17 protein-coding genes, 1 pseudogene and 1 riboswitch are annotated in these 22371 nt (G+C 61.8%); of the genes and pseudogenes, 8 read left to right on the top strand and 10 right to left on the bottom strand.

Going from position 1 to position 22371, the window contains the following annotated elements:
- A partial coding sequence (locus IEX53_RS21670; RefSeq protein WP_188826267.1) for a LysR family substrate-binding domain-containing protein occupies nucleotides 1–823 on the top strand: 823 nt, incomplete at its 5' end.
- 98 nt (nucleotides 824–921) lie between these two features.
- On the opposite strand, the gene IEX53_RS21675 is transcribed toward IEX53_RS21670, so the two are convergent.
- From IEX53_RS21675 to IEX53_RS21705, 7 genes are all read right to left on the bottom strand, one after another.
- Complete coding sequence (locus IEX53_RS21675) at nucleotides 922–2712, bottom strand: adenine deaminase (protein WP_188826268.1); 1791 nt, start codon at nucleotides 2710–2712, stop codon at nucleotides 922–924.
- A complete protein-coding gene (locus IEX53_RS21680; protein WP_188826269.1) occupies nucleotides 2709–3632 on the bottom strand; it encodes a nucleoside hydrolase in 924 nt (307 codons plus the stop codon). The genes IEX53_RS21675 and IEX53_RS21680 overlap by 4 nt, the downstream gene beginning before the upstream one ends.
- A 5-nt stretch (nucleotides 3633–3637) precedes the next feature.
- On the bottom strand, nucleotides 3638–4663 hold the full coding sequence (locus IEX53_RS21685) for an ABC transporter ATP-binding protein (protein WP_188826270.1): 1026 nt from the start codon (nucleotides 4661–4663) through the stop codon (nucleotides 3638–3640).
- Nucleotides 4656–5435, bottom strand: a complete 780-nt coding sequence (locus IEX53_RS21690; RefSeq protein ID WP_188826271.1) for an ABC transporter permease — start codon at nucleotides 5433–5435, stop codon at nucleotides 4656–4658. The genes IEX53_RS21685 and IEX53_RS21690 overlap by 8 nt, the downstream gene beginning before the upstream one ends.
- A complete protein-coding gene (locus IEX53_RS21695; RefSeq protein WP_188826272.1) occupies nucleotides 5432–6259 on the bottom strand; it encodes an ABC transporter permease in 828 nt (275 codons plus the stop codon). The genes IEX53_RS21690 and IEX53_RS21695 overlap by 4 nt, the downstream gene beginning before the upstream one ends.
- Nucleotides 6260–6326: 67 nt before the next feature.
- A complete protein-coding gene (locus tag IEX53_RS21700; protein WP_188826287.1) occupies nucleotides 6327–7346 on the bottom strand; it encodes an ABC transporter substrate-binding protein in 1020 nt (339 codons plus the stop codon).
- A gap of 35 nt (nucleotides 7347–7381) precedes the next feature.
- Nucleotides 7382–8425: a LacI family DNA-binding transcriptional regulator gene (locus IEX53_RS21705; protein ID WP_188826273.1), complete on the bottom strand. Its 1044-nt coding sequence runs from the start codon at nucleotides 8423–8425 to the stop codon at nucleotides 7382–7384.
- Between the two features lie 461 nt (nucleotides 8426–8886).
- Nucleotides 8887–8992, top strand: a riboswitch (guanidine-I (ykkC/yxkD leader).
- A 66-nt stretch (nucleotides 8993–9058) separates the two neighbouring features.
- On the opposite strand from IEX53_RS21705, the gene IEX53_RS21710 reads away from it, so the two are divergent.
- The 7 genes and pseudogenes from IEX53_RS21710 (at nucleotide 9059) to atzF (ending at nucleotide 18660) form a co-directional block, all read left to right on the top strand.
- A complete protein-coding gene (locus IEX53_RS21710) occupies nucleotides 9059–10132 on the top strand; it encodes a putative urea ABC transporter substrate-binding protein (RefSeq protein ID WP_188826274.1) in 1074 nt (357 codons plus the stop codon).
- Nucleotides 10133–10194: 62 nt separating this feature from the next.
- Nucleotides 10195–11013 (top strand): ABC transporter permease, encoded by an 819-nt coding sequence (locus IEX53_RS21715; RefSeq protein WP_188826275.1) that lies wholly within the window; start codon nucleotides 10195–10197, stop codon nucleotides 11011–11013.
- Nucleotides 11010–11806, top strand: a pseudogene (locus IEX53_RS21720) (ABC transporter ATP-binding protein). The gene IEX53_RS21715 and the pseudogene IEX53_RS21720 overlap by 4 nt, the downstream one beginning before the upstream one ends.
- Nucleotides 11807–11827: 21 nt before the next feature.
- Nucleotides 11828–12658, top strand: a complete 831-nt coding sequence (locus tag IEX53_RS21725) for an urea amidolyase associated protein UAAP1 (protein ID WP_188826288.1) — start codon at nucleotides 11828–11830, stop codon at nucleotides 12656–12658.
- Nucleotides 12659–12668: 10 nt separating this feature from the next.
- Nucleotides 12669–13319 (top strand): urea amidolyase associated protein UAAP2, encoded by a 651-nt coding sequence (locus tag IEX53_RS21730; RefSeq protein ID WP_188826277.1) that lies wholly within the window; start codon nucleotides 12669–12671, stop codon nucleotides 13317–13319.
- 2 nt (nucleotides 13320–13321) lie between these two features.
- Nucleotides 13322–16855, top strand: coding sequence for a 5-oxoprolinase/urea amidolyase family protein (locus IEX53_RS21735; RefSeq protein ID WP_188826278.1), 3534 nt, complete (start codon nucleotides 13322–13324; stop codon nucleotides 16853–16855).
- Entirely contained in the window at nucleotides 16855–18660 is a 1806-nt protein-coding gene (gene atzF, locus IEX53_RS21740; protein WP_188826279.1) for an allophanate hydrolase, read from the top strand. Before IEX53_RS21735 ends, atzF begins: the two co-directional genes overlap by 1 nt.
- Before the next feature lie 96 nt (nucleotides 18661–18756).
- On the opposite strand, the gene IEX53_RS21745 is transcribed toward atzF, so the two are convergent.
- The 3 genes from IEX53_RS21745 to IEX53_RS21755 form a co-directional block, all read right to left on the bottom strand.
- On the bottom strand, nucleotides 18757–20238 hold the full coding sequence (locus IEX53_RS21745) for an amidohydrolase (RefSeq protein ID WP_210311685.1): 1482 nt from the start codon (nucleotides 20236–20238) through the stop codon (nucleotides 18757–18759).
- A gap of 112 nt (nucleotides 20239–20350) precedes the next feature.
- Nucleotides 20351–21742: a zinc-binding metallopeptidase family protein gene (locus IEX53_RS21750; RefSeq protein WP_188826280.1), complete on the bottom strand. Its 1392-nt coding sequence runs from the start codon at nucleotides 21740–21742 to the stop codon at nucleotides 20351–20353.
- 1 nt (nucleotide 21743) lies between these two features.
- Complete coding sequence (locus IEX53_RS21755) at nucleotides 21744–22364, bottom strand: cysteine hydrolase family protein (RefSeq protein ID WP_188826281.1); 621 nt, start codon at nucleotides 22362–22364, stop codon at nucleotides 21744–21746.
- Between the last annotated feature and the right edge of the window lie 7 nt (nucleotides 22365–22371).

Raw genomic sequence — 22371 nt, forward strand, 5'->3', positions numbered from 1 at the left:
ATCCCGGCTCCGGCCAATCCAGCGCACCAGCGTCGATAGGCCGATGCCCAGGTCTTGCGCGATCTCAATCTTCCTGCTGCATGCATTAGAGATTTTAGGCGGCATCGACCGGGCCGTCACGCACACCCGTTCTATTTCCGGCGATGAAGGCGGAAAGATTTACGTCAGCGGTGTCCACGTCGCTTTGTCTCATGTGCTGCCCGACGTGATTGCGGACTTTCGTAAAAAATACCCCGCTATGCAGGTGGACGTGCAACTGCTGGGTACAGCTAATCAGCTTGAGATGCTCCAAAGCGGCAAGGTTCAGGTCGCCTTTATCCGCCCGACCAACCCCGCCGGCTTCCTGAAAACGGACCATCTGCTAAAGGAGGGTTTTGTTGCAGTTTTGCCGACGCATCATCGGCTTGCGAGCAAAGCAGATTTCTGCGTCAAGGACTTCGCGGGGGAACCCATTATAACCTATGCGCCTACGATCGGCGCCAGCTACCATCACGTCATCATGGACGCTTTTCGTCGGGCGGGTATCTATCCCATGGTCGTCCAGGAGGTGTCTCACACGCTTGCGATCGCAACGCTCGTCGCCGCCGGCGTCGGCATCGCCATTGCGCCGTCATGGCTGATCCACAATCACAGTCCGCATCTTGTCTACAAACCACTAACCGAAATTCCAGAAGAAGTGGAGCTTGTTGTCGGGTGGCAGGCGAACGAAAAGTCGAAACCCGTTCTGGATTTCGTTGAGTTCGCCAAACGTGCGTTTTCGGGTCGCAACCGCCTCATTTTGACGGATCCGGCCACACGACCCAAAGGAGACCGGTTATTCTAAGAGTTGTGTTGTTTTAAGCCGGCATGGCTGCGCGGATCGACAAGGTACGCAATTGCCGCATCAATATGCTCTTCGCGCCATGCCTCTTATGGAAATTGTCAGGCGATTACCTCGAGTACGGGCGAGGCGAGGATGGTGCGGGTGGTCACGTCGGCAATGCCCCTGTCCGTTTGATGTGGGCCGGCATTGCAGGCGAGCGTGGCACCGAAGCAGGCCTTGAAGACCAGATAGGGCGGTTGCCATTCGACGATCTTATCCATTGCGTCCCGAAGCTCGGCAAATCCGTTGGCGACCTCGGCAAGGCCAGCTTGCGAGACGAGCCCGGAGACGGGCAAGGGCAGCCGCGCCAGCACCTCGCCGCCGGCGACCGCGGCCATTCCGCCGCCGCCGGCGATCACGGCATTGGCGGCTATCGCCATGTCCTCGGGATTGCCGCCGAAAACGGTCAGGTTATGGCTGTCATGGGCGACGGTGGTGGCAAAGGCTCCCTTCCAGCTTCCCCAATGTCGCAGGAAGCCCACATGCGGGCGGGCTGCAAAAAGCCCGTGGCGGTGGGCGACCGCGATCAGCGTCGCGCCTCCCGGGGGCACGACGAAGCCGTTCGCAACGTCCGCTTCGGCTTCGCCCCATTGGGTGAACCTTGGGTTGTCGATGGTCGCCACGCGAACCCGGCGTCCATCAACGGGAACGCGGAAATCATTCGTGCCGAGCGAAGGCAGCTTCACGGAGGCGAGGAAGCCATCAGCGGCTGTCGGCGCCGAGCGATTTACCATGGCTCCGGCCCTGGCGGCGATGGCGCCATTGGCGATGACCAGCCTTGCCTCGAGTTCGGTGAGGTCGTTGAACACCACTATATCGGCGCGGCGTCCCGCCGCGATCAGTCCGAGATCGTCGCGCCCGAGCCGGCGGGCACCGTTGAAGGTTGCCGCCTGTAGCGCCCATTCAGGCTTCATACCATAGCGCACTAGACGCCGCGCCACGTCGTCCAGACCGCCGCCTTTGACGAGGTCGTCCGGGAAGACGTCGTCGGTGCAAAGCGTCACCGTCTGTGGCAGATGCCCCAGCGCGTTCAGCGTCTCAACGAAGTCCGGCAACAGGTGGTCGTGAGAGCCGCGCATTTCGATTGCAAGGCCGGCACGCAGCTTTTCCATCAGGTCGGCGCCGGAGGTCAATTCGTGATCGGAGCCGACGCCCGCCGCCATGAAGGCCTGCAGCGAACTGCCCGTCAGGCCCCGGGCATGGCCGCAGACGGGCTTTCCGGCTGCCAGCCCGGCATGAACGATGCTGCTCATGCGCGGCTCGCCATCGATGACGCCTTGCATGTTCATCACTTCGGCCACACCACCGATTTCATCACGCCTGAGAAGGCCGGAGACGGTCGCCGCGTCGAAATCGCCGCCGGCGCCTTCAAGGCCCGGTGCGGAGGGAACGCAGGACGGAGCGAGAACGATGAACCGCAACGCAAGGCCGGCACTCGCCCTAATGGCGAAATCGACACCGGCAATGCCGTGGACATTGCCGAATTCATGGGGATCCCAGACCGCTGTGGTCACGCCGCGCGGGACGACTGCATCGGCATAAGTGGCGGGCGTCACCATCGAACTCTCGACATGCATGTGGGTGTCGATGAGGCCGGGCGTAATGAAGCCGCTCTCGGCGTCGAGGATTTCCGCCGCGTCTTGGCGACTGCCGGGCGCATGCACCGAGGCGATGAGCGGGCCAAGCGTGCCGATATCCGCTGCCCGGTGCTCTCCAGTCACCATATCGACAAGGATACCGTTGACGATCAGCAGGTCGAATGGCGCATCCCCCCTGGCGGCGGCGACCGCGCGCAGCCGCAGGGCCGCGTCGGCCAAGTCCAAGGGTTCCGGCTTCGCTGTCCGGTTCATTTGCCGGCTTCCCATGTGAGCGCCGCCATGATGAGTTTCTTCACTTCATCCGCATCGCAATCCGAAGCGAACTCCGCGTTGAAGCTGGCGTGGGTGGCGCGGGTTTCGACAATCGTGCGACCTCGCGTGAGCGTACCCGCGCATTCCATGCCGATGCATGCCCGCTGATAGGTAACCAGATCGGGACGGACGAAGGCGGCCGCTGCGGCGGGGTCGTAGAGCGCCATGGCCGGGCGTCCGCGAGAGACGGCGATGTTGACAAAGCCGGCGAACATGTCAGCGATCTGCGCCGCGTTCCCGCCGCCGGCGTTTCGCACCCGGGCCACATCGGACGACGTTGCCAGAACCTTGCGGCAGAAGTCGAGATCGATCATGCGCAGCGGCAGGCCGTGGGCGAGAACGATCGCCACGGCTTCGGGATCGGCAAACGCATTGAACTCGGCGGATGCCGTATGATTGCCGCGCGTCAGGGCTCCGCCCATCCATGTAAGCTCATCGATGCGGGCGGCAAGGTCGGGCCGGGCAAGCGCCAGCGCTGCGATATTGGTCAGCGGCCCGAGCGCCAGGATGCGGCGCGGCGGCGGTGTCTCCTCGAGCCATTTGCAAAGGCTTGAAAAAGCATCGCCGTGCGGCAATCCATCGCTCCGCGGAAACGCGAGACCTATTGTTGGGATGCCGGTTTCGCCCAGAATTCCCTGGGCCGTTTCGAGCATGCCCATTACGGGCGCCGAGCGACCGGCATGCATGGGCATGGCCCAGCCGAAGGCACCCGCCGCACCGGCGGCATTGCGCTTCACCTGTTCCATCGGCGTGTTGCCGAAAACGAGGGAAATCCCGTCGATGGGAAGGCCCGCGTGCAGCACAACCAGAATGGCTGCGATGTCATCGAAGCCCATATCGGTATCGATCCAGACGCCCATCGTCTTCATCCGAAACGGTCGAGGATGGCGGCACTTGTCACCGGCAGGTCGAATGCCACCGATGCACCGAGTTCATGAGCGCGAAGCGATGCGTCGGTCTCGGCCTTGACGATGCCCACGGGCGTATCCAGCACATATTCGCGGCTGGCGCCTGCAAAGGAAATGCCTCGCACGAAGCCCGTGAACGGCCCTGTCCCCAGCGGGATGGCGCGCGGACGCCAGGCAAGGCCCGCCACGTCGGGCACCTCGGCTGAAAGAGCGATTTCGCCGTGTCCGGTGGTGATCTTGCCGTTGCGGACGGCGAAGATATTCTCGAAACCGACGAAATCGGCGACGAAGCCGGAGGCCGGGCGGTTGTAAATGTCCTCCGGCGTGCCGATCTGCTCGATTGCGCCGTTGCGCATCACCACGATGCGGTCGGCGAGCGCCAGCGCCTCAACCTGATCATGGGTGACGAAGATCATGGTCACGCCGCTTTCCTTCTGCACGCGCTGCAATTCGGTGCGCATTTCCAGACGCAGGCGCGCGTCGAGGTTGGACAGCGGCTCGTCGAGCATCAGCACCTTCGGCTCCATGACCATGGAGCGGGCGAGCGCGACGCGCTGCTGCTGGCCGCCGGAGAGTTCCGGTGTCTTTCGGCTGGCGAATTGCGAGAGGCCGACGGATTTCAGCGCGGCCCCGACCTTGGCCTCCAGCGCGTTGCCGGACAGGCCCTTCAGCTTGAGTCCGAAGGCGACGTTCTCGAAGACCGTGAGATGCGGGAAGAGGGCGTAGGACTGGAAGACCAGCCCGACTTCCCTCTTGTTGGCCGGCGTACGGGTGATTTCCCTGCCGTCGAGCAGGATGCGTCCCGATTTTACCGGCATCAGCCCGGCAATGGACCGCATGGTCGTGGTCTTGCCGCAGCCCGAAGGGCCCAGCAGCGCAAGCAATTCGCCTTTTCGAATCTGGAGGTCGAGATCCTTGACGGCGGTCGTCTTGCCATAGGCGAGGGTGAGCTTGTCGAGAGTGAGGAAGGAAGTGTCAGACATAGCGGGAAAACCCCAGGAAACGTTCCGCGGCAAAGACGATGCCGATGGAAAGGAAAGCGAGCAGCGAGGAAAGGGCGGCGATCGAGGGATCGAAGACGATCTCCATATAGCCCAGCATATCGATCGGCAGCGTGCGGACGCCGGGGCCGGACAGGAACAGGGAAACCGGCACCTGATTGAAGCTCGTCACGAAGCCGAGGATGAAGGCCGAAAGAATGCCGCCGCGAATGTTGGGAAGCACCACGCGGAAGAAGGCCCCACAACGCGACGAACCCAGCAGGACGGCGGCCTCCTCGACGTCGGCTCTAAAATTGTCGAGACTCGCGGAGACGACCCGCACGGCATAGGGCAGGACCAGTGCCGTGTGCGCGACGAAGAGAGCAAGAGTGACAGGGACGCCGATGGGGATGACGAAGTAACGCAGCAGGGCGAGACCGACGATGATGCCGGGCACGATGATCGGCATGGAAACCATGAAACGCACCGTCTCCGCCCCCGGCAGCCGGTAGCGCGACATGGCATAGGAGGCGGGAATTCCGAGAATAAGGGCTGCGAAAGTACCACCTATCGCCAGAAACATCGACGTCGTGAAGCTCTGGCGGAAGCTCTCCACGGTGAAGACCTTGGCGATCCACTTTACGGAGAAGCCCTGCGGGGGAAAGGCCAGCATGTCGCCCGCCGAGAAGGATGCCGCGACGATGATGAGAAAGGGCCCGATCAGGAAGATCATCACCAGCAGCAGCACGAGGGGTGCATAGAATCTCTGCATCATTTCTTGTTCCTCGCGGTCGCAATGCGCCGGAGCAGGATGTTGGCGGCGAAGCTCATGACGATCAGGATGAACGCGATCACGCTTGCGGAGACGAAATTGTTGGCGACGGTCACTTGCTGGTAGAGCAGCGTCTCCAGCATGAGAACCTTGGAGCCGCCGAGGATGGCGGGCGTGATGTAGGCGGTCATGGAGCCGGTGAAGACGAGCGTGCCCCCGACCACCAGCCCCTCGCGGGTCAGCGGCAGGATCACCTTCCAGAACACCTGGAGCCAGTTGGCGCCAAGGACGCGGGCCGCGGGCACGGCATCCTTCGGCAGGTTTTCCAGCGCGCTGATAAGTGAGATGATCATCAACGGCAGGAAAAGCTGTAGCAGGCCGATGAAGACTGCCGTCTCGGTGAACAGGATGCGCAAGGGCTCATCGGTCAGACCGAACAGCATCAGCGCCTGATTGACGATGCCGGTGCGCCCGAGGATGACGATCCAGGCATAGGTTCGGGCAACCGGTGAGATCATCAGTGGCAGGATGACAAGGCCCACCATGCGTCCCTTTGCACCCGGCGGCAGCGACACGATAGCATAGGCCGTCGCGTAGCCTATCACCGCAGCGGCGGCGGTCACGAGCAGACCGAGCTTCAGCGTGCGCAGGAAGACCGTACGGTTGAGCGGCTCGGTGAAGAAATCCGCATAGGCCGAAATCGTCCAGTTCCCGGCCGAGCGGAACCCTTCCGAAAGAAGCAGGGCGACCGGCACCAGAAAGACGATCGCGGCGAAAAGAGCCGCCGGAAGGGCGAGCGCCAACGCTTCTGCCCGGTTCTGGAACATTTTGTCTGACCCTTTTGATCTGTTTTGTTCATCACGCGAGGCGCAGGCGATAGGCCCAAGCTGGCGATTACTGACCGACCTTGGCGTTCCATTCGGATAGCCAGGCATCGCGATTGTCGAGCGCGATGGCGGACGGCATGAGCTTGAGGCTCTTCGCGGTTTCCTCGCCATAGGTGATGTTGGCGGCCACTTCGTCCGGCACCTTGACCTCGGCATTGGCGGGGCTGTCCACCAGCGCTTCGGCAAGCTTCGTCTGCACTTCGGTGGAGAGCCAGAAATCCATGAATTCATGCGCAAGATCCCGGTTCTTCGAGCCCTTGGTCACGACCATGACATTCATGCCGCCGGTCTGGCCTTCCTTGGGCGTCGCCCAGGCAAGTGGCAGGTCGAGCTTGGCGAAAGGCGCCCAGGAGAAACGGCCGATCGGCGCGGCCCAGATCTCCTCCTGCTGCATGAGCTGAACGAGTTGCGAGGATTTCACATAGAAGGTGACAATATCGTCCTTCCTGGCGCCAACCGCTTCGATCGGGCCTTTCAGAGCAGGTGTGCTGTTTCCGAGCGCCTGGCCGAGCATGTAGAGCGCCGACGGTCCCTGAGTGGTCGTCACGTTCGGGAACGCGACATGGGAGACGATGTCGTCCTTCAGCAGGTCCGCCCAGGAATCGATCTTCATCTTGTCTTTCCGGTAGACGATCGAGGTGGTGTAAAAGGTATAACCGATGCTCATACCGTCGCCGTTCGGATCCTTGGCGATGTCATAGAGCTTGTCGAAATTGGTGAGCTTCGCCGTATCGATCTTGTCGATCAGGCCGGCGCGGCTTGCCTGAAGCGCATCGGCCATCGAGACCACGGCCATGTCAACGACGGGGTTCACCTTGTTGGCTTCCATCTTGGCCAGGCGCTCGACACTGTTGCCGGTCTCGACAACGAGCTTGCAGCCGCATTTGGCCTCGAATGGATCGTAGAGCAGCTCCTTGTATTCATCCTGCGCAAAGCCATAGACGGAAATGGTGAGCGTCTTCTCTTGGGCGTGGGCAAGACCTATGCTCACAATCAGCGCGGCGGCTGAGGCCGAGGCCGTCTTCAATGTCACGATGTTCTCCTTCTGGGGGCTTTTTATATTCAGGCGTGGGTTGAACGGGGAGGGGCCGATGTCTCGCGCACGACGAGGCTCATCGGTATGCACTCGCTGCCGCCGGCCAGAGGCCGCACCGGGCTGGAATTCATCGGCGCGCCGCCCGATGCGTTGCGCTCTATGGCCGATGCCAGCGCGTCTATGGCAACCTTGGCGATCGCGGGCATATCCACGTGGACGGTAGTGAGGGAGGGCTTGAACGCGGATGACCAGATGAGATCGTCGAAGCCCGTGACGCTCGCCTCATCCGGTACGCTGATGCCGCAACCCAGAAGCTCGGTCAGGGCTCGCAAGGCATGGAGGTCGGAAAGGGTAGCGAAAGCAGTAAAGCCATCGTTGAATTTTTGCTCCAGCCCGAGTGGACAGCCGGGAGAGGTCTCACTTTCCAGCCTTTCGATCCAGAGGGTTTCGCTTTCCACTCCTGCCGGCATGCGCGATCTCATACCGCCGATGCGATCGTTCTGCACATTGGATGCCGGATTGTTGCCGATGATCAGGATCTTGCGGTGGCCGATCGAAACGAGATGCTCCGCCACGAGCTGGCCGCCTTGCCAATGGTCGGCGGAAACGGTGTTGCCGGGCGTCGAGGGGCTATCGATTACGGCCATGGGACTGCCGATATCGGCGATGCGCGTGCCGTGCCGAGGCACGATGACGATGCCGTCGACGCCGCGCTCCAGCAGCCTGTTGATGACTTCGGTCTGTGTTGCGACATTGCCGCGCGAATTGCCGATCAGAACGCCATATCCGGCCTTGGAGGCGGCGTGCTCGATGGCCTGCGCGATCTGGGGAAACAGAGGATTTGCGATGTCCGGAAGAACGAGGCCTAGCACATAGGAACGGCCTGTGCGCAAGGCTCGTCCGGCCGTTCCGGGCACATAGCCGAGGTCGGCGGCCGTCGCACGGATCTTCTCGGTAAGCTCCGTCGAAACGCGGCCCTTTCCGGAAAGCGCGTTGGAAACCGTTGCCGCCGAAACATCGAGCAGGGCGGCTATTTTGCTGAGGTTCGGTCGAATCCGATTGTTGTTCATCCGGTCGCAGAACTGGAGATGATTAAACGTTTAATCAGCTCAATACACTGTCTTGGCCCGGATGTCGATCCGGCTCATCGCTGAAATTAGGGATAGCCTGCAAAATGCAGCTTTCACGGGGCCAGGCACTCGACGGTCAGGACCGCAAAGCGTTCGGCTTCGACCGCATCGCCGCGTCCCGAACTAAACACCTGCTCGAGCTTGACTACATCATGTTCCAAGGCTTTCAGAATACATGTTTTCCGCCTGCGCGAAAAAGCATGCTGCATTGGGGTATCTGTCGGTGAAATCGTCGGCGGTCGGCCTGCGGCGTCAGGTGGCGAATGTGGGCCGCTGGCTGTTTTGTAGGCACCTCCATGATCGCCGTGCCTAAGTTTTGGCTGATATCGCTTTGGTGCGTGATTTCCCCCCTGTTTCAATGAGCTTTTCCAATCTGGCACATCTTTTGCTTCATTATCATTCGAGTTGGCGGCTAGGGTTCCGGCGTCTGTGACGTGCTGGTCCGAGAGCTGCCACCGGCGGGGAGACATCCCGCCGGGTGCACGGCGGGAGAAAAGCCCGGGAGACCTCGTTAGCCAAGGGATTGGCGGCGTTGGTCCATGCCGGTCCCTTTTTAAAACAAAGGGGAAGCCAATGCAGTCTTTCAAAAAAATGATATCGATCAGCGTTTTGGCCGCCGCTCTGGCGTCAAGCGCAGTTGCCAGCGCGCAGGCCGAGGTGAAAAAGGAATTCAAGGTCGCCTGGTCGATCTATGTCGGCTGGATGCCGTGGGGTTATGCCAAGGACCACGGGATCGTCCAGAAATGGGCCGAAAAATACGGCATTTCGATCGAGGTCACCCAGTTCAACGATTACGTGGAATCGATGAACCAGTATACGGCGGGCGCATTTGATGCAGTGACCCTCACCAATATGGACGGGCTGTCCATCCCCGCCGCCGGCGGCGTCGATACGACGGCGGTCATCGTCGGAGACTTCTCGAACGGCAACGACGCCGTCATCCTGAAGGACAGGAGCGAGCTTGCCGACGTCAAGGGCCGGAACGTCAATCTCGTCGAGTTCTCGGTTTCCCATTATTTGCTTGCCCGCGCGCTCGAAACGATCGGGGCCAGCGAGCGTGACGTGAAGGTCGTCAACACGTCGGATGCAGACATGGTCGCCGCCTACAAGACGCCGGACGTGACGGCGGTCGTCACCTGGAACCCGCTCGTCTCGACCATTCTGGAAGACCCATCCGCCCACACGGTGTTCGACAGCTCCCGGATTCCCGGCGAGATCATCGACCTGCTGGTCGCCAACACGGCTGTGCTAAAGGACAATCCGGATTTCGGCAAGGCGCTTGCCGGCATCTGGTATGACACGATGAAGGTGATGACGGCGCAGGGCGCCGAGGGTATAGCCGCCCGCAAGGAAATGGGCGAGGCGTCCGGCACCGATCTTGCCGGTTTCGAAGCGCAGATGAAGGCGACGAAACTGTTCGATAAGCCAGCCGATGCCGCAGCCTTCACCGCTTCGTCCGCCCTGCCCAAGACCATGGATCTGGTTCGCAACTTCCTGTTCTCGAAGGCCCTGCTCGGCAACGGCGCGACCTCGGCCGACGTGATCGGCATTGAGATGCCGGACGGCAAGGTACTGGGCGACAAGGCCAATATCAAGCTGCGCTTCACCACCACCTATATGGACGCCGCCGCCAAGGGATCACTCTGAGCGTCGTTGTGGCGCTGGGCCGAACGCCTGGCGCCGGACAAACCCCAAGCGGAGCGACATTCATGCGTTGGATCAATCTCTATCCCGGTAGGGGAACGAAGCTCGTTCTCGCCCTGACGCCGTTTGCCCTGCTGCTGATCGCCTATGCGGCGGGATCGGCGGCACGGCTGGCCGCGAACCCGCACGACAAGCTGCTGCCCGGCCTCGGCAATTTTGCCGCTGCAATCGACCGTCTCGTGATGACCGCGGATGCGCGCACCGGTGACTACATCTTCTGGAGCGATACGCTCGCCAGCCTGACCCGGCTCGTTTCCGGTCTGGGCATCGGCGTCGTCATCGCTCTCGTGGTCGGGATGATGATCGGTATGCTGCCTTACATACGGGCGCTGCTTTCGCCGTTCGTCGCGGCTCTTTCGATGGTGCCGCCTTTGGCGCTGCTGCCGATTTTGTTCATCGTCGCCGGGCTTGGGGAAATCTCGAAAATTGCGCTGATTGCCATCGGCGTGACGCCGGTCATGATCCGTGACCTGGCATTTAGAGCGTCGGAAATCCCTCGCGAGCAGGTCGTCAAGGCACAGACATTGGGCGGTAGCTCGTGGCAGATCGCCATCCGCGTCGTGCTTCCGCAGATTCTGCCCCGGCTGATTACCTGCCTGCGGCTGCAACTGGGGCCGGCCTGGCTGTTCCTGATCGCTGCCGAAGCGATTTCGTCGGATTCCGGTCTCGGCTACCGGATATTCCTGGTGCGCCGCTATCTGTCGATGGACGTCATCTTTCCCTACGTCGCCTGGATCACGCTTCTGGCCGCTGGCATGGACTGGTCGCTCGACAAGCTGCGCCGGAAGATATTTCCCTGGACCACTCTGGAGAACCCGTCATGAGCCGGCTTTCGGTCGATAGGATCTGGAAGGAATATGGCGACCAGATCGTGCTCGAAGACGTGTCGCTCGAGGTCGAGCCGCGCGCCTTCGTGGCGCTGGTCGGCGCGTCAGGTTCCGGCAAGACGACGTTTCTGCGGCTGTTGCTCGGCCAGGAAAGACCGACGCGCGGCACGATCCTGGTCGACGGCGTGCCGCTGCCGCCGGAGCCGGGGGCGGACCGGGGCGTCGTCTACCAGCGCTACTCGGTGTTTCCGCATCTGAGCGTGCTCGGCAATGTGCTGCTCGGCATGGAAATGTCCGGATCGCGATACGTCGCGCGCCTGTTCGGTCGCCGGCGGGCCGCAGCCATTGTGCAAGCCCGCGGGATGCTTGCGCAGGTCGGGCTTGATCATGTCGAGGCAAAATATCCGGCCCAGCTTTCCGGCGGCATGCAACAGCGGCTCGCGCTTGCCCAAGCGCTCGTCATGAAACCGCGCGTATTGCTGCTGGACGAGCCTTTCGGCGCGCTCGATCCCGGAATCCGCGCCGAGATTCATGCGCTGATGAAACGGCTCTGGCACCAGCATCCGATGACGGTGGTGATGGTCACCCACGACATGGCGGAGGCTTTCACGCTCGCGACGCGGGTCATCGCCTTCGAGCGCCGCCGCGACCGGCCCGAGGAGAAGCTGCGCTATGGTGCTTCGATCACCCGCGACATTCCCATCTGGCCGCCGCGCCGCGCCGCGCCGGCCTTCCATCGCTGATCAGGCCGGGACGCGACGGGCCGATCATGGATCAGCAGAGCACTTAGCAAGACGTACAGGGAGACATTATCGTGCATATCAGACGATCAACCGAAGAGATCGCCGCCAACCGGGCGCGCTACGAGGAACACCAGAAAAAGGGCCTGGAATTTGCGCCGAAGGCCCTACCGGGAAAGAGTGTAAAGCCGGCGCGGACAATCGCGGCGGGGCAAATTCTGCACCGCGAGGTCATTGCTGGCGGCTGGTACTGGTCGACCCGCGTACGCCGGAACGAAGTATTGCGCGTCGCGCTCGATGCGGGATTTTCGACGGTCACGCTCGTCGCCTGGAATGCCGGTGATCCGACGGAAAGGCTGAACCTGCCCGATACGGTCAAGGTGCAATGGACAACGGCGCTCGGCAAGGGCCGGGTCATCTTCTCCGACATGGGCCGGGTGATGTTCTCCATCGTGGAGGACAGTTGCGGTGCGCATGACTGCCTGATAGGCGGCTCGACCGCCGCGTCGAATGCGCGCAAATATGCCGGTGCAAGTGGCCCGGAAATCCGCAATACCCGCGACAATCTGGTCAAGATGGTGGCCAAGCTTGGCCTCGACACGCGTGACACTCCGGCGGTGCTTGCGCTCTTTGCGCCGGTTCGGGTCGATGGCGAGGGTAGATTCCTCTGGAAGCCGGAACTCGTCGCGAATGGCGACTATGTGGAATTGCGCGCCGAGATGGACATGATCGTCGGCTTCTCCAATTGTCCGCATCCGCTCGATCCGAACCCGGTCTACGCGCCCAAGCCGGTCAGCGTCACGCGCATCAGGGCCGTCGAGCCCGCCGCGGACGATTTATGCCGCACTGCTACCGCCGAAGCCGTCCGCGGCTTCGAAAACAACGCGCTCGCCGGGGCTTGAGGGATCATACATGACTGCATTTCAACAGACTTCGCCTTCCCGCTTGCCCGGCAACGCGGCGCAGGATCATTTCATCGCCGCCGAGGCGCCGTTTTCCACCGTCGTGCGCAAAGGACAGATCGTCCGCATAGAGGACAGCTACGGGCAGCAGGCGATCGATACGCTGTTCTACAATGCCGCCAACTATTCGGAGCGCTATTCCAATCAGGACACCATGCGCGAACAGGGGGCGGCCTATATCTCGACCGGCACCCGCATCATCTCCAATGAAGGCCGGGTGATGCTGACGATGACGGCCGACAGCTGCGGGCGGCACGACACGTCGGCGGGTGCCTGCTCCTGTGAGAGCAATACCGTGCGCTTCGGCCGCCAGACGCGCTATCTCCACGCATGCCGCGACAATTTCGTGCTCGAGGTCGCCCGATACGGCATGAGCAAGCGCGATGTCGTGCCGAACATCAACTTTTTCATGAACGTGCCGATCGAGCCGACCGGAGAAATGACCATCGCCGATGGCATTTCGGCGCCCGGCGACTATGTCGAGCTGAAGGCGGAAATGGACGTGCTGCTGGTGATCTCCAATTGTCCGCAGATCAACAACCCCTGCAACGGTTTCGACCCGACGCCGGTTCGTGTGCTCGTCTGGGACAATGGAGAATAGCGATGTTCACCAAAGTCCTTGTTGCAAACCGCGGCGAGATTGCCGTCCGGATCATCCGGACGCTGAAAAGGCTCGGGATCGCGTCGGTTGCCGTCTATTCGGATGCCGACCGATTTTCCAAAGCCGTCCTGATGGCTGATGAGCCCGTTCGGCTCGGTCCGGCGCCGGCGGCGCAAAGCTATCTGAACGTCGATGCCGTCGTCGCCGCCTGCAAGGCGACGGGGGCCGAGGCCGTTCATCCCGGTTATGGTTTCCTGTCGGAGAACATCGATTTCGCGAGGAGGCTGGAAGCGGAAGGGATTCGTTTCATCGGGCCCAGCGCCGATAATATCGCCGCCTTCGGCTTGAAGCATGTCGCGAGGGAGCTTGCCGTCAAAAGCGGGCTGGCGCTGCTGCCGGGAAGCGGGCTACTCGATACGCTCGAGGAGACGCTCGCGGCTGCGGAGACGATCGGTTATCCGGTCATGTTGAAATCTACCGCCGGCGGCGGTGGGATCGGCATGCAGCTGTGTCAGGATCGGGAAGTCCTGGCAGTCGCCTTCGCAGCCGTCAAGCGCATGGCATCGGCCAGTTTCGGCGACGACCGCGTCTATCTGGAGCGGTTCGTGCCGCAGGCGCGACATATCGAAGTGCAGATATTCGGCGACGGCAAAGGTGGAGTGATCGCGCTCGGCGAGCGGGATTGCTCGCTCCAGCGCCGGAACCAGAAGGTGATCGAGGAGACGCCTGCTCCCGGTCTTTGCGAGGATCAGCGTTTCCGCCTGCATGCGGATGCGGTCTTGCTCTGCCGAACGGTCGATTACGAATCCGCAGGCACGGTGGAATTTATCTACGATCCGGCCCGCGAGGAGTTCTATTTCCTCGAGGTCAATACGCGATTGCAGGTCGAACATCCGGTGACCGAAGCTGTGTTCGGCATTGATCTGGTCGAGTGGATGATCCATCAGGCCGCCGGTGAGGACGTGCTTGCCTCCGCCGGCGCGTTGAAGTCGCGTGGCGTGGCGATCGAGGCGCGTCTTTATGCCGAAATGCCGCATGCCAATTTCCGGCCGAGTGCGGGACTTTTGACCGAGGTCGCCTTCCCGGAAACCATCCGGGTCGACGGCTGGATCGAGACCGGCACGGAGGTGACGGCCTTTTACGATCCGCTGCTCGCCAAGCTGGTCGTTGCCGCTGACGACAGGGTGTCAGCGATTGAAGCGCTGGCCACGGCGCTCGACAACACCTGCGTTGCGGGCATCGAGACCAACCTGGACTATCTGAGGGCCATCGCCCGCTCGCCAATGTTTATAAGCGGCGGCGTCGCGACGACAGCGCTGAGGGATTTCCATTTCGAGCCCGATGTGATCGAGGTCCTCGCGCCCGGCGCGCAGTCCAGCTTGCAGGAGCTGCCGGGGCGGCTCGGCCTTTGGCATGTCGGCGTGCCTCCGAGCGGGCCGATGGACGAACGGTCCTTCCGTCATGCCAACAGGCTCGTCGGCAATGAGGATGAAACCACGGCACTGGAATTGACGGTCTCCGGTCCTGTACTGAAATTTTTCTCGGACGTGGTTGTTGCACTCGCAGGCGCCCATATGCCGATGCTGCTTGACAGCATCCCGGTTGAGAACGGCGTTGCCGTCGCGGTTAAAGCCGGTCAGACGCTTTCGCTGGGCGTGATCCGGGGGTCGGGACAACGCGCTTACCTCGCGGTCGCTGGCGGCTTTGCGGCGCCCGTCATCCTCGGATCACGGGCAACATTCGCCCTCGGGCGTTTCGGGGGGCATGCGACCGGGGTATTGAAGGCGGGCGACAGCCTGAGGCTGGCGCGGGCGCGGCAGGAGAACAGCCTGCCAGCCGCCGAACCCGCGGTTCTGACCTCGCATTGGAATGTCGGTGTCGTCTACGGCCCGCATGGCGCGCCAGATTTCTTCCTCGACCAAGATATAGCGCTTCTGTTCGACACGGAATACGAGGTTCATTTCAACAGCGCCCGCACCGGCGTGCGCCTGATCGGGCCAGCGCCGAAATGGGCGCGCGAGGATGGCGGCGAGGCGGGCCTGCATCCCTCCAACCTGCACGACAACGCCTATGCCATCGGCGCGATCGACTTTACCGGTGACATGCCGATCATCCTCGGTCCCGACGGTCCAAGCCTCGGCGGCTTCGTCTGCGCGGCGGTGATCGCCCGCGACGAACAGTGGAAGATGGGCCAGTTCAAGCCGGGCGACCGCATTCGCTTTCATCCGGTCGAGCTGCCCGGCGAGCCAGTTGCCGGCCCCTATGTGGCGGGCATCGGCGAAAAGGCCGGATCGGCGATCGTCGGCAGGCTGGATGACAGGGATGTCCCCGTCGTTTACCGCCGCCAGGGAGAAGACAATCTTCTTGTCGAATATGGTTCGATGCGGCTCGATATCGGCCTGAGGCTGCGTGTTCACCTCTTGATGCAGGCGGTCAGGGAAGCGAGGCTTCCCGGCGTCATCGATCTGACGCCCGGCGTTCGCTCGCTGCAAATCCATTACGATGGAACGACACTTGGCCGCGCGGGGCTTCTCGGTCTGCTCCGCGAACTGGAGGGCGGCCTGCCGCCGGTCGACCGGGTAACGGTGCCGAGCCGGACGGTCTACCTGCCGCTTTCATGGAACGATCCCGACGCCGAACTGGCCATGCGCAAATATCAGGAACTTGTGCGCCCGAACGCGCCCTGGTGTCCTTCTAACATCGAGTTCATACGCCGCATCAACGGTCTTCCGGACGAAGAGGCGGTAAAGCGGATGATCTTCGACGCCAGCTATCTGGTCATGGGGCTGGGCGATGTCTATCTCGGCGCGCCGGTCGCCACCCCACTCGATCCGCGTCATCGGCTCGTCACCACCAAATACAATCCGGCGCGCACTTGGACGCCGGAAAACGCCGTGGGGATCGGCGGCGCCTACATGTGCATCTACGGCATGGAAGGGCCGGGCGGATATCAGCTGTTCGGTCGCACCTTGCAGGTCTGGAACACCTGGCGCCAGACATCCGCCTTCGCAAAGGGCAAGCCATGGCTGCTCGATTTCTTCGACCAAATCCGTTTCTTCCCCGTCAGCCATGATGAGTTGTCCGAAGCGCGGTCGGCCTTTCCGCATGGGGCCTATCCGCTCAAGGTCGAGCACGGCACGTTTTCCTATGCCGATTACGCCCGCGAACTCGAAACCCATCGCGAAAGCATCGGCGCGTTCAAGGCCGGTCAGCAGGCAGCCTTCGAGGCCGAGCGCCGGCGCTGGAAGGAACAGGGTCTCGACAGCTTCTCTGTCGCCGACGAGCCGGGAGCGACGCCGGGCGATATTCCGCCCGGCTGCTTCGGAGTCGAAAGCGCCATACCCGGCAATGTATGGAAAGTACTCGTCGAGCCGGGTCAGACCGTTTCTGCCGGGGAGACGCTGGCGATCATCGAATCGATGAAGATGGAAATCCCGCTGACCACTCACGCTTCCGGAACCATCCGCTCCGTGCGGATAGCGCCCGGCCGTAATGTCAAGGCCGGCGACATGCTGGCCATTCTGGAGGAAAACTGATGCTACCCGCCATTCTCGATCTTGCTTCGGTGAAGGACGCCTATGCCATGGGGCTTACGCCGATCGACCTCGTGGAGGAGGTAATCGCACGGCGCACTGCGTCGGCCGATCGGGCCATCTTCATCACCATGGTGCCGGACGACGCGCTTCGCGCGGCAGCGCGTGAACTGATGGAACGCGCGCCAACGCCGAACAGCCTGCCGCTCTGGGGCATGATGTTCGCAGTCAAGGATAATATCGACATCTCAGGGATTCCGACGACGGCCGGCTGCCCGGCCTATGCCTATGTCCCGCAAAAGGACGCGAGCGTCGTTGCGCGGCTGAAGGCGGCCGGCGCGCTGGTCGCCGGCAAGACCAATCTTGATCAGTTCGCCACCGGACTCAACGGCACGCGTTCGCCCTATGGCGCGCCGCGCTGCGTGTTTGACAGCGCCTATGTCTCGGGCGGCTCCAGTTCCGGTTCCGCCGTCGCCACCGCTTCGGGCCTCGTCTCCTTTGCGCTGGGCACCGATACGGCGGGGTCAGGCCGCGTGCCGGCCGCCTTCAACAATCTCGTCGGCATCAAGCCGACGCCTGGTCTGGTGTCCAATGCCGGCGTCGTGCCGGCTTGCCGCAGCGTGGATGTGGTGACGGTCTTTGCCGCAACTGTGGGGGACGGGATCACGGTGCGCCGGATCATGGACGGTCATGATCCCGCCGATCCGTTCTCACGGGCGGCAACGCCGGTGCAACTGCCGCAATCGGGCCTGAAGGTGGGCGTACTGGGCCAAAGCGAGCGTGAATTCTTCGGCAACACGCAGTATGAAGCATTGTACGACGCCGCCATTGCGCGGGCGACGGCGCTGGGGGCAACCATTGTTCCCTTCGATTACGCGCCGTTCCGCGACGCGGCGGAGCTTCTCTATAACGGTCCCTGGGTTGCCGAACGGCTGGCGGCGGTGAAGGATTTCATGGACACCAATGCCGGCGACTTCGATCCAACCGTCAGGGCTATCATTGAGGGCGCGCGCGCCTATGATGCCGTCGCGGCTTTCGAGGGGCGCTACCGGCTGGAGGCGCTGCGGCAGAAAACATTGTCTGAATGGGAAAAGGTCGACGTCCTGATGCTGCCGACCTCGCCAACAATCTATACGGTGGAGGAAATGCGGTCGGATCCGATCGTCAGGAACGGCCATTTCGGCCGATATACCAATTTCGCCAATCTGTTCGGATATGCCGCCATCGCCATTCCCGCAGGCTTCGATGAAACGCGCGGGCTTGCCGGCGGGGTGACGCTGTTCGGGCCTGGGTTCTGCGACGACGCGCTCGCTCCGTTCGCCGATGCCATGCACCGGGCGCTTGCCGCCGGCATGGGCAAGGATCGCGCGGCCACGATCCCGGAGGCCAGCAGGATCACGGCGCTCGATGACGGGCTCGTCAGCGTTGTCGTGGTCGGCGCGCATCTGAGCGGCATGCCGCTGAACCACGAGTTGTCGGCGCGCGGCGGCGTACTGACGAAGACCTGCCGCACCGGCGGTGAATACCGGTTGTTCGTGCTTCCCGATACGGCACCGCCGAAGCCGGGTCTCGTGCGCGAGCCGGGATATGCGGGCGCTGGGCTGGAAGTAGAAATATGGAAAGTGACGCCGGAAGTGTTCGGCGGTTTCGTTCAGAAAATTCCCGCGCCGCTCGGCATCGGGAAAATCACGCTGAACGATGGGTCTGAGGTTTCCGGCTTTCTCTGCGAAAGCCATGCTGTGATGGGCGCGCAAGAGATTACCGCGATGGGCGGCTGGCGGAATTATATCCGCTCGCTGCAGGCGTGACGTCACCCTGCGAACCTGAAACACTGCACCCGGGTGCGCTATCGCTCCCGGGTGCAGACCCGCCAAGGCGCGTTGCGAGTGTAGAAAGTCAACGCCCTATTCCGACATAGGTTCATCGCGATAGGTGAGCGGCGGTGCCTGATCGCCGGTGAGGGCAACATAGTGGAAATCCTTGCCACGAGCCTTTTCAAATTCCGCTTTTGCCCGTGCCACCAAATCCGGTGACAGGAACAAGGTGGCTGCTGTTGAGGCAAGTGTCTCCTCCGCCAGGAGCATGCCTTTTTCTCCAATCGTCATCCCGCTCGCTGCAACCGCCTGCCAGGAGTGCGCGGAGGTGCCTGGCACCCAGCTCGCGGTGCCTATGCTTGCCGTCGGGGTCGCCCAGCTGACATCGCCCACATCGGTCGAGTAGGAGCCTTGAAAGCCGAATTCGTACTCTTCGATGGCAAAGGCCTTCGCGAGATCGGGCTTTTTCGTCATGCTTTCCTGCAGCTTTTCGGCGAAATTCATCTCCTCGGGCGTCCACTTGATGGGCCGGGCAGCACGGAGATTTTCATCCATGACACGGCCGAGAGTGTCATTGGGGAGGAGCGAGTAGACGCCGCCGATCCGCTCGATGTCTACAGTTGTGCCGGTGCCGAGTGCGGCCCCTTCCGCAGCCTTCGTGATGCGTTCAAAGATTTCCAATACAGTCGAGGGGTCCGGGTGACGGATATAAAGGTAGCTTTCGGCAAAATCCGGCACGACGTTAGGGGCCTTGCCGCCGTTGGTGATTACGTAGTGGATCCGTGTTTTTTCCGGAACATGCTCACGCATCATATTGACCATGTGGTTCATCGCTTCGACGCCATCCAGTGCGGAACGGCCCTTTTCGGGCGCAATGCCGGCGTGAGCCGACACCCCGTGAAATTTGAATTTCCCGCTGATATTGGCGAGAGACTTGTCCTGCCATGCGCCATTGCTGGCTCCTGGATGCCAGTGGAGTGTGATATCGACGTCATTGAACAGGCCGGCGCGCACCATATGCACTTTGCCGGAGCCCCCCTCCTCGGCGGGCGTACCGTACACTCGCACCTGCCCCTTGACGCTATTTGCTTCCATCCATTTGGAGACTGCGATGGCTGCGCCGACCGACCCTGCACCGAAAAGATTATGGCCGCATGCATGACCATTACTCTGATCTTTGATCGCCGTCACCGTCGCTGTCGCGTCTTGGGAGAAGCCGGGCAGGGCATCCATCTCCGCCATGATCGCGATAACCGGCCCATCATTGCTGCCATAACTGGCAACGAAGGCCGTCGGTATGCCGGCCACTCCGTTGGTAACCTTGAAGCCGTTCCGGCCAAGCTCTTCGCTCAACAGTTTCGATGTCTCCACTTCTTTGTATCCGAGTTCCGGATGAAGCCAGATCTCGCGGGCAATCTGGTTGATCTTCCCAGAGAGGCTATCGATGTGGTTGACGATTTCACTGCGGGCTTCGTCGCTCAACGACGCTGCATTCGTTGTTTCTACTGTTATCATCAGGATGACCGAGGCGACAAAAAGGGACTTCATTTTGCTAAGCTTGTCTTTTTTCATGATTTCAACCAGTCTGTATATTTAAGTAATAATCTGCAGCGGATGACGGATCAGTGATCTTCGTAATATAGTCCGCGCTTAAAGCCTGTCCGTCTGGATTTTCAATGCCTCTCTACGCCTGGCGTGTCCAGGTCGCATCCCAGAAGGACTGGGGCTCCTTCGCCAGCACGTCGGATATGGTCGGTGCGGGTGCAGGGATCCGCTTGCCGCCGGTGCGTTCGGTGAGCTCTGCCTTGGCGACGGCGACCATTTCCGGCGATGCCAGCAATGCGATTGCACCCATGGCAAGCGCTTCCGATGCCATCAGCGGCCCCGGGCTGCTCGAGGGATGCCCCGACAGCGCCGTCCATGCCCAGTGATGGATCGGCACGTTCTCCGGATAGGCCCAGTTGATCCGGCCGAGCGGGATATGCCAGCTGATGTCGCCATCATCCTGCCCGTAATAGTCGATGCCGGTGTCGAAATAGTCGAGCCCGCGATGTAGTTTGAAGGGTTTTCCGGGATCGCAAGCCGCGGAAAGCTGCTCCATCCATTCGACATCGGCATCGCCCAAGCGCGGTGGGCCGACTTCCCTGAGACACCTGTCCAGCACACGCCCGACCGTGTCGTTGCCAAGATAACCGCGGCAATTGGCTATCTGTTCGGCGACCAGTTCGACACCGTTTTCCGCGGCAATTCGGCTGTAGGTATTGAGCATCAGTTGGTAACCCTGCTGCACCACGTCGAAATCAGGATGCCGGACGGAGGACCAGAGGCGCACTTCTTCGGGTGTCACGCCGGGGGTGATGCCGGCGAAGCGATAGACATGTTTCAGCTGCAGGCCAGGAATGTCGTGACGCAGTCGGTCGAATTCCGCGTAGGCGGCTTCGGCGGCAAGCAGTGCGTTGCGAGTGGCGGTCTTGCCGCCATGGGCGCTTTCGCCGATGAACTTGAATTCACCGCTCGCCATGGCGTGGCAGGGGCGAGCAAGCGAGCCGTTCTGATAATCGCCATGGGAGGTCAGGACCAGATCGAGCCCATCGAATATGCCTGCCGCCTGCAGCGCAAGCTTGCCCCAGCCGATCTCCTCGGCCGGGCAGCCGACGATAACGATCTCGCCGGGCACGCCTTGTTCGATCATCGCCTTGGCGGCGGCGATGCCTGCGCCGGTATTGGCCGGGCCGATATGGTTGTGGCCGCAGCCATGGCCGGGCAGGCGGCGGTTTCCTTGGCGATAGGGAACGGCGTCGTTGTAGAGGCCCGGCAGGGCGTCGTATTCAACCAGGATTCCGACTTTCGGCCCTTCGCCATTGGCGATGCGGGCGATGAATGAGGTCGGCACGCCGCCGACACCGCGCTCGACCGAAAAGCCGTGCCGTTCGATGAAGTCGCAGAGGAGTGCCTGCGACTTATACTCCAACGCCGAAAGTTCCGGGACCTTCCACATTTCGGCGAACAGGCCTTCGATTTCCGAGGCGAGCCCGGACCAGATGCGGCGTGTTTCCGTCTTCAGGCGATCTTGCATATCAGGCAGCCCTACCTTGTTTGAAGGCGAGAAATATCTCGTTGATTTCGGCTGCCGTGCGGCGGGCGCCGTGCTGCAGATATTCCATGTTAGCGAGGGCTGCGTCATGCGCCTCGATTGAGGAGCCGGCGACGCAATCCTCAACGACACGGCAATGATAATCCGCCTGGTGACCGTCCGCGAAAGTGTAATGCACGCAGATATTGGTGAGGCCGCCGACGAGGATCAGGGTCTCGGCCTTCAGACCGCGCAGAAGAATTTGCAGGTCGGTGCCGATGAAGCCGGAATAACGGCGCTTGACGATCGTGTAATCGTCGTCGCGCAGGCCGACTTCCTCGGCGGCGATGGCCGTGCTCGCCCAGTCTTCGCGTAGGTGCATGTCTTCGTCGCCATCCATCTCGCGACCGTAATCGACGCCGCTTTTGCGGTGGCTTTCCTGCAGGAAGATGATCGGCACGCCGCCTTTGCGCGCGGCATCGATGACGGTGCGGGCCTTGCGCATGCGCTCGACCATGCCGGGCATCAGCGGGATCGTGCCGTCATCGTCGAAGCCGGCCTTCTGGATATCGACGACGATCAGGACCGGCTGGCCGATGATCATGGGATTCTGCTTCTTTGGCATGGAATGC

This window comes from Paramesorhizobium endophyticum (assembly GCF_014640615.1).
GTDB classification, from domain to species: domain Bacteria; phylum Pseudomonadota; class Alphaproteobacteria; order Rhizobiales; family Rhizobiaceae; genus Paramesorhizobium; species Paramesorhizobium endophyticum.